The organism is Gracilimonas sp. (assembly GCF_017641085.1).
GTDB lineage: Bacteria > Bacteroidota > Rhodothermia > Balneolales > Balneolaceae > Gracilimonas.
This window is the reverse complement of the sequence record NZ_JAEPPI010000001.1, coordinates 1320745-1336449: the sequence shown is the minus strand read 5'-3', so window position 1 is coordinate 1336449 and position 15705 is coordinate 1320745. Positions and strand designations below refer to the sequence as shown.

The following is a 15705-nucleotide window of genomic DNA, read 5'->3' as shown; positions in this document are numbered from 1 at the left end:
AATAAGTAAGGGATAGGATAGGGAAATGGCTAAGAAGAAATCTTCGACATCGAAATTGTTGATGTGGATCGGCGGGGTTCTCGGGGTAATTATTGCACTGGGATTAACGCTGCGGTTCACCGGAGTTATAGGAAACTCTGAAACCGGTAAGGAAGTAGAGACTGCGACCGCCAAGCTGAAAACTATTACGCAACTGGTTTCAGCGTCAGGTAAAGTGCAGCCGGAGATCGAGGTGATTATTCGCCCGGATGTATCCGGAGAGATCATCGAGCTTGCTGTGAAGGAAGGCGATTTTGTGCGTGAAGGTGATTTGCTGGTTCGCATCAAACCGGATATTTATCAAGCTCAGATTGATAACCTGAATGCAGCTCTGCTTACCCAAAAAGCAAGGCTGGAGCAGACCAAGGCATCTTTGATAAGGGCAGAGGCTGCTCACCAAAGAGACAAGAAATTATATGATAAAGATCTCATTTCTGAGATGGATTACATTCAATCTAAGTCGGAATGGGAATCTCAAAAAGCCAGTTTGAAGGCTGCTGAGTATCAAATTCAGAGTGCAGAAGCACAGTTGCGACAGGCTCAGGAAGAACTGGAGCAAACCGTTATTCGTGCTCCTCAGGATGGAACCGTTACCGGACTTGGAGTTGAAGAAGGCGAACGTGTGTTGGGTAATGCCCAAATGGCCGGAACCGAGATGATGCGTGTTTCCCTTCTCGACCGAATGGAAGTACTGGTTGAAGTAAACGAAAACGATATCGTGAATGTGGATTTTGCTGACACTACCCGAATTGAAGTAGATGCTTATCCGGAGCGACGATTTAATGGTGTGGTTACCGAGATTGCAAATTCAGCTCAGGTTACCGGAAGCGGGACCAACGAGCAGGTAACCAATTATCAGGTGAAGGTTCGAATCATCACCCCTCATAATTTAGACAGCAGCCCGGAAAAACTGGTTCGCAACGAAGCTTCAGAAGATCCTGAAGAAATGTTCGTACCTAAATTCCGCCCCGGAATGTCAGCAACCGTAGATATTGAAACACAAACGGCCACTAATGTTGTGTCGGTACCAATACAGGCTGTAACGGTGCGTGATTTCGCTAAGGATGAAAAAGCTCAAAAAGCGGAATCTGATTCTGCGGAAATTATGCTGGTAAGTTCTCAGGACGACAGTGACCTGACTATTCAGGAAGAGGATATCCGAAAGGTAGTGTTTGTTGTGGAAGACGGCAAAGCCATTCGTAAAGAAGTGGAGACCGGTATCAGCGACAATACACACATCCAGATTCTTTCTGGTGTGAATGCCGGGGAAGAAATTGTAATCGGAAGCTATCGAACACTTTCAAATTTGCTTAAGGATGGCGATAATGTAATCGTAAACAACAAGGTAGCCACATTCAATTAATTAAATTACAGCACGGATACGCATCATGTCGAAGAAACCAGTTATTGAAATTACCGATTTAACCAAAGTGTACCAGATGGGGAACACAGAAGTTCACGCCCTTGCCGGTGTAACTTTTGATGTGAAAGAAAATGAGTACATAGCCATTATGGGACCTTCCGGTTCAGGTAAATCGACCCTGATGAATATGATCGGCTGCCTCGATACTCCAACTACCGGAGATTATATCTTAAACGGGAGTAATGTGTCGAATATGGATGATGCCGAGCTGGCTGAAGTCCGTAACCGGGAAATCGGTTTCGTATTCCAGACCTTTAACCTGTTGCCCCGAACCTCCTGCCTGGCTAACGCTGAACTTCCTTTGATTTATGCGGGGATGAAGTCGGCAGAGCGTAAACAGCGAGCTACCGAGGTATTGACCAAGGTCGGGCTTGGCGATCGTATCGACCATAAGCCTAACGAGCTCTCCGGTGGACAAAGACAGCGTGTAGCCATTGCTCGTGCGCTGGTAAACAATCCGTCCATTCTACTGGCTGATGAGCCAACCGGTAACCTGGATACCAAAACCGGGGAAGAAATTATGTTATTGTTTGAAGAGCTGTACCGACAGGGTAATACTATTATCGTGGTGACTCACGAGCAAGAGATTGCTGATCACGCCCGACGGATTGTGCGGCTCCGAGACGGAATCATTGAATCGGATGAAAAGGTTGAGAGTCCGTTGCTTGCTGATCATCAGCTTGCCTGAGCTTAGATTTTGAATATATAGCTGTATAAAAAAAGGCGCTCAAGTGAGCGCCTTTTTTGTTTAATCAGAAAAAATGATTCCGGATTATCTTAAACCAAAACCAACACCTACGTTAAATGTAGAGTAGTTGGAGATGGTGTAGCTGGCTGAAATTCTGAATACTGCAAGGCTGAATCTCAAACCGGCAAAAGCACGCATGGAGTTATTATCCTTAATCTCCAGGTCGATGGGACCTTCCACAGATTCAATTCTCTTTTCCCGAGTCTCCGGATCAGTAGAGTTCGGATTGTAATTCGGGTTGAAAGAGGTAACAGGGTAGGCACCGGGTGTTTTAAGAGAAGTTTTCGAAGTTTCGAAACCAATCCCGCCATAAACAGAAACGAATGGCACTGTTTTACCTACAATGGCATTATAGGTGGTGGCTGTGGTTTCTAAGTCAATTCCCTGGCCGTCCCACTGAGATGCGTTGTAAGGGTTGTAAATGTCAGAACCTTCTTCCGGATCTACATTAAAGTTTGCGTTCGCATTAAACTTGTTATACCCAATTTGAACAGAAAGATCGACCGGTAATAATTTTCCGCCTGGTAACCACTGATTGATACCATGCTTTACACCGACTCCGAATAACCCAACGCCGGCATCAACTACAGGGGCTGTGAATTCCGGGATATAACGCAGACTTATGTCGGTATCTTTAACAATACCAAGGCTTGCCTGAATCATAGGAGCAGGTGCATATGGAAATCCTGATCCGCCAGGAAGCCCAAAACGAGCCACTTCTTCTCTGTTTCCATTTTGAGGATTAGTGGCAAAGATACCTACTTCGGTATTGGTGCTTTTGTCTCCGGCAACCGTAGGCGTTTCAGAACCACCTGAAACCACTTCTAACTGCTGAAGAGCAAGCTGGCTGACATCAAAAATTTGATCAGACCCCGGAATAACGGCAGCCGATACATTCAGGCTTATATCAAAGCCAAGGGTTGGATGAGCTTTAGCGGTATTGAACCACCCTGTATTCAGTCCGGCTCCAAAACCTTTGGTGTAAGGTGCCAGATAGCTTTCCATCAATGTATTCGCATCTTCAGCACCTGCTCTTAGAATTGCTCCGGCATCCCCGAGTTGTGCATGTGCATTCCCGACTGTAGCGAGGCTTATGACAGATAGGGCACATAAGCCTTTCGTTATTTTTTTGAATTTATTAAACATTCGTACTCCTGATATTTGTTGAGTGTTATGTCCTAATATCTATATAATTTTGCAGAGAGGGAATACCTGTATCCGGGGTTTGGAAAATATCGCTTTTATAGGGAATCAAGCATATTCAGGTATGAATTGTACCGGCTGACAGCAATTTCACCGTCTTCAAAAGCCTTTGCTACACCGCATTTCGGTTCATGAGCGTGCGTGCAATTATTAAACTGGCATTCCTTTCTGGGTTCCAGCATCTCAGGGAAAAATAGAGACAATTCCCATGGTTCAATATTAACGAGCCCGAATTCCCGGATTCCCGGCGTGTCTGCCAGGTATCCACCAAAACTGAGTGGAATCAATTGAGCATAGGTTGTGGTGTGTTTTCCTTTGTTAGAAAAGTCGGACACTTCTTTCACTTTAAGGTCATAAGAAGGATCAATAGCATTCACTAAGCTGGTTTTACCCACTCCGGAGGGGCCAATAAAAGCGGATGTTTTATCTTTGAGTTGCTCTTTCAGCTTTTGCAGTGAATCGGAGTTATCAATACTGGTGATTAAAAAAGTATAACCCAGCCCGGTATATAATTCTGAGAGTTCTTCAGCAAATTCGAGTCCGCCACTTTTAGCCAGGTCAATTTTATTCAGAATGATAACCGGCTTCACTTCATAGGCTTCACAGGTCACTAAAAACCGGTCGATAAATCCTTCCTTTACCTTTGGTTTTTTTATGGATTGAACCACACAAGCCTGGTCAAGGTTGGCAACCAGTATCTGTTCACCTCTCTTACCGTGGGTAGCCTGCCGGGTGATATAGTTCTCCCGGTCATGGATCTTATCAATATTACCGGTTCCATCGTCATTGAGCTCAAATTCTACCCAGTCGCCAACAGCTATGGGGTTGGTGACTTCTTTCTCATTCAACCGAAAGCGACCCGGCAGACGCGATTTTATAATTTCATCCCCGGTATCAACATGATACCAGCTACCGGTAGATTGTATGACTCTTCCTTTTTGCATGCGACAAAAATAAGGAAGGAAAAGGGATTAACAAGATGTGTTTTTCAGAAACCTTCAAGACAAATTCTGTAGCGCGATCTTACTCTAATATTTAATGTTCATGAAATTCTCCGAATAGGCTGACTCGATATAGTCTTTCAGGGAGTGGTTTGCCCATTTATCCTGAGACCCTTTTGCTATGAAGTTCAGAGCTTCGGTTACATTAGAGTACTCCCTGAACATGATATTACCCAAATACTGAAGATCTTTACGGATAAAACTGTATAGTTCTTCGGTGGTGCTGGCCGCATGAATTCCCCCTTCGATCTCAGCTGTAATATTCTGAGCTATGGCTTTTGCGGTCATTTCAGAGAATGAGTGAGTACATGGCATGGCAATCCCAACTTTACTGTCTGCTTTTTGTACTACAGAAATGGCGCCTCCGGCAACGAATACATTTGGATGGTTAGGATGATAAAATTGATCAGTTACACGAATCAGACCGTTTTCATTGCCAAATTTTCGAGTAGTTTTAACTGCATCTATACCGTTAAAGGGAGGGATGATCATGGTAAATGAAGAAGGTAGAACGGTTCCGCCTTCCAGAATTACTTCATTTGATTTCACCTCATGAATTTCAGCATTCAGATGAACTTTGATATTAAAGCTTTTAAAAAGCTCCATTGCTTTGTCGGAGTCTTCACCGAGTCCGCCAATTCCAAAATGGCCAAGGAAAGGCTCTGAAGTGATGAAATGGATAGGTACGTTGTCCAGTAAATCTGCTTTGTGCAATTGGTATAGTGCATTAAATAAAAACTCGTAGGCTACATAAGAATAACCGCCCCATTGCGAAGTACCTACCACCAGGGGGCCTGGTTTTTTCAAGTACTCTTTCCAGGCCTTTTTAGTAATTTGGGCATGTTCGAAACCACTGAATACGGACCATGTGTGTATGTTGGGATACAATCCCTTAATACTTGCAAATTTCGGGGTGCTACCTGTTGCTATCACAAGATAATCATACTCAATATCTCGATCAGGGGTGTATATTAGCTGATCCTCTAAATCAAACCCATAAACTATACTTTCGATAAAGGTAACCCCTAATTTTTCATATATGGGCCGGGTGTCAAAAGAGCTGTTCTCTATTTTCTTTTTCCCAAAGGGGAACCAGACCAGAGAGGGGGTAAATACAAACTCGGGTTTTTTGTCAATCACACTGATATCATATCTGGATTTTGTAGCCTTTGCCAACTGAACCGCCGTGGTATAGCCTGCAAATCCTGACCCTACTATAATAATTCGCTTTTTCATAACTCCCCCATTTTATTTGTATAGATAATATTGATTACTAATTTTTCTTGAAGATTTTATGAAGGGCCTAAAAAATCCAAAGGCTTTCATCATGGGTTCGAAGAGCAATTTTCTGTTACCAAAATATCTTATGTAGGAATTTTATGGCTTCAAATAGAATGAGAGGAACCAAAGTATCACAAAAACGATAATTTTATAACTGGCAAGAATAGTGAGAAGTAAGAGAATCGGATATGATACGAACACAGAAAATCATAGCTTGAGAACATGGTACATATAATTTCTCATTTTTTGGTTCCCTTAATTGTAGCTTGGTTTTTTTACAGGTCGAAATGGAAATTGGCTTTCCTGATCCTGATAGCGACCATGGTAGTAGATGCAGATCATTTGTTAGCCAACCCGGTTTATGATCCAAACCGGTGCTCGATCGGGTTCCATCCCTTACATACTATTTGGGCAATAGCTGTTTACATTCTGATGTTTATGATTCCTTTTTATCTAAAGTCCTGGAAGCTTTCAGAAGCGGGAGAGAAGTGGAACTTTAGGATACAACTTACAGGCTTAGGGCTGCTTATTCACATGCTGCTGGATGGGCTGGATTGTATAGTGTAAAAAAGAGCGGGCAAAACCCGCTCTTTTAATTTATCAATGATGTCAGGATTAATTATTCGTCATCATCGCGACTTACCACTTCCACATCTTTTTGGGGCATTTTTCCATTCTTACCGGAAACAGAAGCTTTATGAGCTTCGCTTACCTTAAAGAAGTCGGAAGCATCCTGAACGGGTTCATCTTCGAGGATGATATCCAGCAGCGGATCCATACGTTCCAGGTACTCTACTTCCAGATCACCGAGTACTTCTTCTTCAATTTCAGCTACATCCTTTTCATTTTTCTTTGGAAGCAGCACTTTCTTAATGCCTGCTCGCTTGGCTGCCAGCACTTTCTCTTTAATTCCGCCAACAGGCAGAACGAGTCCGCGAAGGGTAATCTCACCGGTAAGGGCGATTGTGCCTTTCACTTTACGTTGCGTAAATATGGAGGCGATTGCTGACATCAGCGAAACTCCGGCAGAAGGTCCGTCTTTAGGAACTGCTCCGGCCGGTACGTGTACGTGTAAATCCCAATATTTGAACGCTTCTTCAGGAATACCGATTTCTTCGGAATGTGCCTTCAGATAAGAGACAGCCAGCATAGCGGACTCTTTCATCACATCGCCAAGCTGACCGGTAATATTCAGTTTCCCGGAGCCTTTAGATACACTGGCCTCAATGAATAGGATGTCACCGCCGTACGGCGTCCAGGCCATGCCTGTAGCCACGCCGGGAACGGTGGTCCGCTCGGCTGCATCGCTGAAAAACTTCCGTTTACCGAGAAATTCTTCTACATCATCGGCTTCTACATCAAACTCTTCGATTTCGCCTGAGGCAATTTTAGCCGCAACTCCACGGCAGCATCCGGCAATTTGTCGCTCGAGATTTCGAACGCCGGATTCGCGGGTATATTGATCAATAAGTCGTTCAATGGAGTCGTCCGTGAAAGAAATCTGCTCTTCTTTCAGTCCGTTTTCTTCAATTTGCTTGGGTATCAGGTACTTTTTGGCAATTTGAGTTTTCTCTTCCAGCGTATAACCGCTAATGTTGATGATCTCCATACGGTCTTTTAGCGGAGCCGGAATGGTATCCAGCGAGTTTGCTGTAGCGATGAACATCACCTTAGACAAGTCATACTCCAGCTCAAGATAGTTGTCGGTGAAGGTATCATTTTGTTCCGGGTCTAGAACCTCGAGCAGGGCAGAAGTGGGATCACCTCTGTAGTCGGCACCTACTTTATCAATTTCATCCAGCATGATAACGGGATTTCCTTTGCCGGCCTTTTTCATGGAACGGATGATGCGTCCCGGCAGGGCACCTATATATGTTCGGCGGTGACCGCGAACTTCGGCTTCATCTCTGATGCCACCCAGGCTGAAGCGTTCAAACTCTCTGTTTAACGCTCTTGCAATAGATTTCCCTAAGCTGGTCTTTCCAACACCCGGAGGGCCGTAGAAGCAGAGAATAGGAGCTTTCATGTCCTGCTTGAGCTTTAATACGGCCAGGTATTCGACAATTCTTTTTTTAACCTTCTCGAGTCCGTAGTGATCTTCATCCAGCACTTCTCGTGCATATTTTAGATCCAGTTTATCTTCGGAAAACTCTTCCCAGGGCAGATCCAGAATCCATTCCACATAACTGTAGATAATGCCATAATTTGGAGATGCATTAGGCGTCATTTCCAGTCGCTGCAGTTCTTTTTCAGCCGTTTCGCGGGCACTGTCCGGAAGCTTTTTGCTTTTGAGGCGCTCACGCAGTTTTTCAATATCCTGCTGTTCGGCGTCTTCACCAAGCTCTTCCTGAATGGCCTTCATTTGCTGGCGCAGGTAAAACTCACGCTGCTGGTCATCAATATCCGATTTCACTTTAGTCCGGATTTTCTCACTCATATCCAGCACCTGCACTTCCTTCTCAAGAAATTCCATGACCTTATCCAGGTTCTCAGAAAATTTACGGATCTCCAGCAGAGACTGTTTATCTGAGATAGACACATTCAGGTTGGAGGAAATGAAATTCAACAGAAAAGTTGGGCTGTTGATATTATTGACGGCTATAGATGCCTCCGAAGGAATGTTGGGAGACATGTTGATAATCTTGGTCGCCGTCTCTTTAATATTGCGAACCGAAGCATCCAGCTCTAACCCTTCAATATCCATTTCTTTGTTGTACGGCTCCACATCAGCCTTGAAATAGGGAGTACTCTGGGTGAATTTCTTAACCTTGAAATTAGACTTGCCCTGAATAACAATGCTCTTGCTGCCATCCGGCATTTTGATGAGCTTCAGAATCTGAGCAACGGTTCCGATCTTATGAAGATCTTTGTACTCAGGTTCTTCTATATCTTCATTTTTCTGGGTAACGACCCCAATGGTTTTGTCTCCATCGTAAGCCTCTTTTACCAGGGCAAGAGAACGATCGCGCCCAACGGTAATCGGAACAACAACTCCCGGAAATAATACGGTGTTTTTCAGGGGTAGGATGGGGAGGGAATCAGGAATTTCAGCTTCCGTCAGTTCTTTCTCTTCTTCTTCGGACATGAGAGGAATGGCCTGCTCAAAATCATCGAAGTTGTCATCAGACTGATCGAATTTTTCAAATAAATCAAAGCGCTGTTTCATAAATAAAAATATCTGCAGTTTTTACGTTTGAATATTAAGGTGCAAATACGAAGCCATATCATTCACACAAAACAAAGCGTCAGAAACACCCGCTGCCTGTCAGTAATGTAGGGCAAAGTGGCAGGCTTTAAAAGTGGAACTGAAGGGTAGCTACCGAAACCCCGGTTATTGTGGGTTGATTGGTGAGGGAATTGGGAGTTAACAGGGCGGCCACAGAAAAATCCCATTTCTTGGTTTCAATAGCGGTTCCAAGGCTAAGAAAATTGGGTTGTGCAGCTTTAAACTGAACCCCTCCCCGTAGTGGCAAGAACTTCAAAGGTCGAATTTCAACCCCCACAGAAGAAATTATTTTGGTTGAATTGAAAGCATTATTTGTCAGGCCAATACTGATGTCACCCATCAGTTTCAGCCTGTTAATTTCAAGTAAAGCTCCTCCGTGAACCGCCATCGGCAAAAGCGTAGAAAAAGAAGCTCGGCTTCGGTTGGTTCCTGTGAATGGATTGTCTTCTCCATATTGCTCTATAAACGAGATGTATTGCCCTCGGGTGCCGGTAAACATTTCGTTACTTACGTTAGATGGAACCGCAGCTCCCATCGTGGTGTCGGTATCCATCGAAATGGTAAGCTCATCGTTGTTATAGGAAACGAACCCGATGTCGGTCATCGAAAACGAAAGCCGAAGCGATTTTCGGGTGGGCTGTTGATCCGGTCGAATGGCGGATAGGTCACTACCCAGAGTGAGGAGGTAGGTAACGCCGATATCCAGTCCGGCCCCGATTCCATCAAATGTGAAATAGTTATTATTGAATGACTGTGTATTGGCAGTTTGTATGTTACTGCCGTTAAAATAAGCCCCGGTAGATGCTGAAAATTCTCCGGTGGCATCATAAGAAAAGGATTCAATTCTTTGCACGGAATTACCCTGCTGCTGATAGACATTCTCCCATGCAGCATTTTGGTAGTTACCGCTAACCACGATTTTTGGTGCTATTCCGATAACAAAATTATCAAGCCGCGGGGTTAATCCCGTTAGAAAAGGAAACGATTCCGCATACCCAAAGGAGAGTTCATGAAGCGTTTGGTACCGGTGGATCAGGCTTCGGTCAAGTACAGTATTACCGTCCCGGTCTTCCTGAAATTCGTTGACATACCATCCTTTTCCGGCTCTGAAATTCGAAGAAGTACGTGTTCGGAGGGCAACAGAAAATGAGCGATTTTCCCGTTTCCACTTCATACCCAATACCGTTGCATCGTAGCGGGTGGTATTGTCGGAAAGGGTAGCATTACGGCGATAATTCTCGTCCAGAATTTCATCCCGGTTTGAACTGAAAGAAGCTCGATTACCGGACTCATAAGCTGATAAATAATCCCGTGCGTTCTCATACTGTAAAATCGGATCGTCAAAACTCTCAAAGGGATTAAAGAAAAAACCGCCGATTCCAACCCCGATTGAAAAATCACCTTCACGATCACGAATCATGAGGTTCGCTGGATTGTAGAAATTGGCATTATAGTCGGTGATATAGGTACTTCCGCCACCTCCAAGAGCCATATTTCTTGGAGTAATAACAGGCTGTGCAAGCACCGAAAAGCTGCTTAAACACAGGAAAAATAGTAAAGATATTGCCTGCCGACTATACATGATATTCTAACGCTAACGTGGGGTAATCTGTTAATTACTAATCAATTACCTGTAGAGGAGCTGCCCTCAACATTAACTTTTTTTGTCCTCTGTTTTTGAAAAATACAACAACTTTGGCATCTGTTCCTAATCCTGACCTGGAAATGATTTTACCGGGCCCGAACTTAGAGTGAATCACTTTAGTGCCAACCTGGAATGGATCTTCCCCGTCTTCGTAGTCATAATGAATGGTAGCCGAGGGAGACTTGTAGGTTTTTTTGGTGTGGGCTTGCTTCCAATCGTAGTCCATATCCCTGCCGGAATCACCGGAGGATTTATTCTCAAACCGGTCTTTCTTTTGAGAAATCGTTGCCCCGGTTTCGGTTTGAACAACGCCGGCATCCACTTCGTCCAGAAATCGGGAACGCGACTGGCGCATTTCTTCTCCAAACTTGAACCGGCTCCTGCAATGGCTGAAATACAACCGTTCCTCGGCTCTGGTAATAGCTACATAAAACAGGCGGCGTTCTTCTTCGATGTCCACATCAAAATTATCCCGGGCACCCATGGGGAACAGATTCTCTTCAAGCCCAACAATAAATACACAGGGAAATTCGAGTCCTTTGGAAGCATGAACCGTCATCAGAGTAATAGCCGGTTTGTCTTCGTCGAACTTATCAGTATCGGTAATGAGGCTAATTTCCTGTAAAAAAGCACTCAGGGATGGTTTCTCTTTTCCTTTTTCGTAATAAGAGATCGCATTTTGAAGCTCTATGATGTTATCCCTGCGCATCATCGATTCATGGGAGTTTTCCTCAACCAATGCACGCATGTAACCGGATTGCTCCAGCATGGCTTTCACCGTATCCGAAATGCTCTCGCCGCCCTCAAGGTTACTTCGCAAGCGGTTGATCATATCTACAAATTCACGTACCCGTGCTTTGGCCGGTTTATAGACATCCAGCTCTTCAATGTTCTGGATGATATTCCAGATGGAACTGCTCTCTTCCCGCGCCTGCTTGATTAAATCCTGTATGGATTTATTCCCAATTCCCCGTGAAGGTTCGTTGATAATCCGCAAAAGGTTGGTTTCATCATGGGGGTTGACCAACAGGGTGAGATAAGCCAGCACGTCTTTAATTTCTTTACGCTGGTAGAAGGAGAGTCCGCCCACCAATTGATAAGCCAAATCCTTGCGCCTCAGGGCTTCCTCAAATACACGCGATTGGTAGTTTGTGCGGTAGAGAATGGCAAAATCGTTGTTTTTGTAGCCATGCTTCATCTTCAGGTTTTGAATGTGACTGGCTACGCGATTGGCTTCATCCCGCTCGTCAAAGTTTTCCAGAACGGTGATGCGTTCGCCGTAATCCTGATCGGTCCACAGGGTCTTATCGAGCTGCTTGGTATTTTGTTTGATGATGGAATCGGCACACTGCAGGATGGCTTTTGTGGAGCGATAGTTTTGCTCCAGCGGCACCTGTGTCGCATCTTCATAATCCTCCTTAAAATTCAGTATGTTCGAAATATCTGCTCCGCGGAAGGAATAAATACTTTGGGCATCATCACCAACCACACAAATATTTTCGTACTTGGCGGCTAATAACTTGGTTACTTTATACTGAGCGTGGTTGGTATCCTGGTACTCATCAATCAGAATATACTTAAAACGGTCCTGGTACTTTTCCAGAATGTCCGGATGCTCTTCAAACAGTTGGATCGGTTTCACCAGCAGGTCGTCAAAATCCATGGCGTTACTCTGCTTCAGCCGCTTGTTATAAATTTTGTACACCCGCGCTGTAATATCATCCAGCGTACTGCTCACAAAACGATCCTGGTAAGTATCGGCTTCAATCAGCTGATTCTTAGAGTCACTGATTTTATTATGGATGGTTTTGGGTTTGATCTCTTTGGGATCAAAATTCAGCTCCTGCAGAATCTGTTTGATTACCGTCTGTGAATCATTGGTATCGTAAATGGTAAAGTCCGCGCCATAGCCAATTTTATCGGCTTCAAAGCGCAGAATTTTTGAGAAGATAGAGTGGAAGGTACCCATCCAGAGTTTTTTGGCTTTATCGCCGATCAGGTTCTGAATACGCTCCTTCATTTCCCGGGCTGCCTTATTGGTAAAGGTTAAAGCAAGTATTTGCTCGGGTGCTGCTTTATACTGCTGCAGCAGGTAAGCAATTCGATAGGTCAAAACCCGGGTTTTTCCGGAGCCTGCACCGGCCACAATAAGTAGTGGGCCATCGGTGTGGGTTACAGCCTGTTTCTGCTGCTTGTTCAGCCCGGATAGAAAATCAGGACGTCCTTTAGGCTCCTCAGATGGAAGTGAAAATGTTTTCATAATATTCTTTTAACCACGAAGACACAGAAAGTTCAAGTAACTACAACTATTGAAATTTATTCCCTGTATTCCTCAGTGAACGATGTGGTTATTCTTCAAAATCTTTAAGTTGTTCCCGCAGTTTAGCGAGGCTGTCTTCCGTGTCGGCTTTCTTCTTTTTCTCCAGCTCAACAACGTTTTCCGGGGCATTATTGATGAAGCCTTTATTTGCCAGCTTCTTTTCTATACCCGATAAAAATCCTTCCAAACGGTCAATCTCTTTTTGGATACGCTCTCGTTCCTTGTCAAAATCAACCAGACCATCCAGCGGTACAAACAGTTCATTTCCATCTACAATGGAGGACGAATACACTTTGGGTTTGTCAATTTGGGTTGAAATGGTTAGCGACTGAATGCTTTCCAGCTTTTTCAGCACAAGCTGGTTTTCGAGAAGGGCTTCTGCGGTGGATTGTTCTTTTGTACTAATCAGAACATCCAGTTCTTCTTTCGGGGAAACATTCACTTCAGAACGGATATTTCTCAGAGAAGAAACCATCTGCTGCAAGGTCCCAAAAAGTTTGAGATCGTCCTCGTTTAACTTAGCATCATCGGCTTTAGGCCATTCGGAAATAAGAAGTGCTTCTTCCGTACCTCGTTCCTGAATGTGCTGGTAAATCTCTTCACTAATGAATGGCATGAAAGGGTGGAGGAGCTTCATGAGCTGCTCAAAAAACCCCAGCGCTGTATTGAGTTTATCAACAGGGATTTTTTCTCCATACACTTCCGGCTTAGCCAATTCTATATACCAGTCACAGAAATCATCCCAGATCAGGGAATATACTTTCTTGAGTGCATCATTCAGCTTGTAGTTATCAAAGTCTTTATTGACTTCCTGAATCGTCTGCTGAATCCGCGCAGCCATCCACCGGTCAGATATGTCATCTTTATTGATTTCCAGCGTTGGCTCATACTTCTCGCCATCTTCCATATTCATGGTAAGAAAGCGGAAGGCATTCCAGATTTTATTACAGAAATTGCGGCCTTGCTCGCACAGTTTTTCATCAAAAGGGAGGTCGTTACCGGCCGGGGTTGCAAAAAGCATTCCCATCCGGATTCCATCGGCTCCATATTTCTTAATGAGTTCCAGCGGGTCGGGGGAATTTCCGAGACTCTTGCTCATCTTCCGACCTTTCTTATCGCGAACTATACCGGTGTAATACACATTGTCGAACGGTTTGTCGTCCATGTACTCATACCCGGAAACAATCATACGAGCTACCCAGAGAAACATGATTTCAGGAGCAGTAACCAGATCTTTGGTTGGATAGTAATATTGAAGCTCTTTATTGGCCTTGCCGGTTCGGATGTAATCTGAATCAAACACAGAAATAGGCCATAGCCAGGAGGAGAACCAGGTATCCAGCACGTCTTCATCTTGCTTCAGATCAGAGGCTTTCAGGTCTTTATTCCCTGACTTCTCTTGTGCTTTAGGAAGAGCTTCATCCATTGATTTAGCGACTACATAATCATCATGGCCTTCCCCGTAATAAAACACGGGAATTCGGTGTCCCCACCAAAGCTGACGACTTATATTCCAATCCCGGATGTTTTCCATCCAGTGGCGATAAGAATTCTTGAATTTAGCGGGGTGGAATTCAACCGTGTCGTCCATCACGTTATCGAGAGCGGGCTTGCTGAGCTGATCCATATCCACCCACCACTGCAGAGACAGGCGAGGCTCAATGGGTACATCGGTTCGCTCCGAGAAGCCTACTTTGTTTTTGTAATTTTCCACTTCTACAAGGTGACCGGCTTCTTCAAGGTCGTTAGCAATTTTCTTTCTGACCGCAAACCGGTCTTCTCCAATATAAAGCTGAGCCGCTTCGCTCATACTGCCATCGGCATTCAGTACGTCAATGGTTTCAAGGTTGTGCTTTTGTCCGATTTCATAGTCATTAACATCATGAGCAGGGGTGATTTTCAGACAACCGGTTCCGAATTCCATATCCACATAATCATCCTGAATCACAGGAATCTCACGGTTAACCAAGGGCACCATCACCTTCTTCCCGTGCAAATGCGTGTAGCGTTCATCATCCGGGTTCACACAAACGGCGGTATCTCCCAGGATGGTTTCCGGCCGGGTAGTTGCGATGGTTACAAACTCATCTTCGCCCACAATCTTATAACGAACATGGTACAGTTTGGAATCCACTTCTTTGTGGATGACCTCTTCATCACTTAGCGTAGTTTGGGCAGCCGGATCCCAGTTAATCATTCGTTCGCCACGATAGATTTTACCTTTCTCATGCAGATCGATAAATACATCAATTACACTTTCTGAGTAATCCTCATCCATGGTAAAAGCGGTACGGTCCCAGTCGCAACTGGCTCCCAACTTCTTCAATTGTTCAAGGATGATTCCGCCATGCTCATGTGTCCATTCCCAGGCATGCTCCAGAAATTCATCCCGCGTCAGGTCTTTTTTGGTAATTCCCTTTGAACGTAGTTTGCGTACTACTTTTGCTTCAGTGGCAATGGAGGCATGGTCGGTTCCGGGAACCCAGCATGCGTTGTAACCCTGCATGCGTGCACGACGAACCAAAACATCCTGAATGGTATTGTTCAGCATGTGTCCCATATGGAGCACACCGGTAACATTGGGAGGGGGGATAACTACGGTAAAAGACTCTCGATCGTCCGGTTCAGAATGGAAATAGTTGTTTTCCATCCAGTAGGCATACCATTTATCCTCAACTTTAGAGGCATCGTATTGTGCGGGAATTTCTTTACTCAAAACTTCAGCTTTTTAAACTAATAGGTTCCGACGCAGAGCGTTCGAAACCAGTTTATTATGGTTGAATGTATTAATAAAGCCTCGCTCCACACGCTCTGCGCTG

10 protein-coding genes are annotated in these 15705 nt (G+C 44.5%); 3 read left to right on the top strand and 7 right to left on the bottom strand.

Annotation, left to right across the window (positions count from 1 at the left end; all coding sequences use genetic code 11):
* Positions 1-25: 25 nt before the first annotated feature.
* Together JJ941_RS05800 and JJ941_RS05795 are read left to right on the top strand one after the other, a co-directional pair.
* A complete protein-coding gene (locus JJ941_RS05800) occupies positions 26-1402 on the top strand; it encodes an efflux RND transporter periplasmic adaptor subunit (protein ID WP_290962756.1) in 1377 nt (458 codons plus the stop codon).
* Between the two features lie 25 nt (positions 1403-1427).
* Positions 1428-2150 carry an ABC transporter ATP-binding protein gene (locus JJ941_RS05795; RefSeq protein ID WP_290962754.1) on the top strand — a complete coding sequence of 241 codons (723 nt, stop codon included), beginning with the start codon at positions 1428-1430 and terminating at the stop codon, positions 2148-2150.
* Positions 2151-2234: 84 nt separating this feature from the next.
* Here JJ941_RS05795 and JJ941_RS05790 read toward each other — a convergent pair whose 3' ends face one another.
* From JJ941_RS05790 to JJ941_RS05780, 3 genes are all read right to left on the bottom strand, one after another.
* Complete coding sequence (locus tag JJ941_RS05790; protein ID WP_290962751.1) at positions 2235-3356, bottom strand: DUF6588 family protein; 1122 nt, start codon at positions 3354-3356, stop codon at positions 2235-2237.
* A 95-nt stretch (positions 3357-3451) separates the two neighbouring features.
* The gene (rsgA, locus tag JJ941_RS05785) at positions 3452-4357 is read right to left on the bottom strand and encodes a ribosome small subunit-dependent GTPase A (RefSeq protein ID WP_290962750.1); all 906 of its coding nucleotides are present in this window, start codon (positions 4355-4357) and stop codon (positions 3452-3454) included.
* Between the two features lie 84 nt (positions 4358-4441).
* The gene (locus JJ941_RS05780) at positions 4442-5650 is read right to left on the bottom strand and encodes an FAD-dependent oxidoreductase (protein ID WP_290962748.1); all 1209 of its coding nucleotides are present in this window, start codon (positions 5648-5650) and stop codon (positions 4442-4444) included.
* A gap of 267 nt (positions 5651-5917) precedes the next feature.
* Between JJ941_RS05780 and JJ941_RS05775 the strand changes: the two genes are divergently transcribed.
* A complete protein-coding gene (locus tag JJ941_RS05775) occupies positions 5918-6262 on the top strand; it encodes a DUF6122 family protein (protein ID WP_290962745.1) in 345 nt (114 codons plus the stop codon).
* A gap of 52 nt (positions 6263-6314) precedes the next feature.
* Here JJ941_RS05775 and lon read toward each other — a convergent pair whose 3' ends face one another.
* From lon to JJ941_RS05755, 4 genes are all read right to left on the bottom strand, one after another.
* Entirely contained in the window at positions 6315-8861 is a 2547-nt protein-coding gene (gene lon, locus JJ941_RS05770; protein ID WP_290962743.1) for an endopeptidase La, read from the bottom strand.
* A 127-nt stretch (positions 8862-8988) separates the two neighbouring features.
* Positions 8989-10446: a DUF5723 family protein gene (locus tag JJ941_RS05765; RefSeq protein ID WP_290962741.1), complete on the bottom strand. Its 1458-nt coding sequence runs from the start codon at positions 10444-10446 to the stop codon at positions 8989-8991.
* Positions 10447-10540: 94 nt separating this feature from the next.
* Positions 10541-12826: a UvrD-helicase domain-containing protein gene (locus JJ941_RS05760; RefSeq protein WP_290962739.1), complete on the bottom strand. Its 2286-nt coding sequence runs from the start codon at positions 12824-12826 to the stop codon at positions 10541-10543.
* Between the two features lie 88 nt (positions 12827-12914).
* Complete coding sequence (locus tag JJ941_RS05755; protein WP_290962737.1) at positions 12915-15602, bottom strand: valine--tRNA ligase; 2688 nt, start codon at positions 15600-15602, stop codon at positions 12915-12917.
* Positions 15603-15705: the final 103 nt, after the last annotated feature.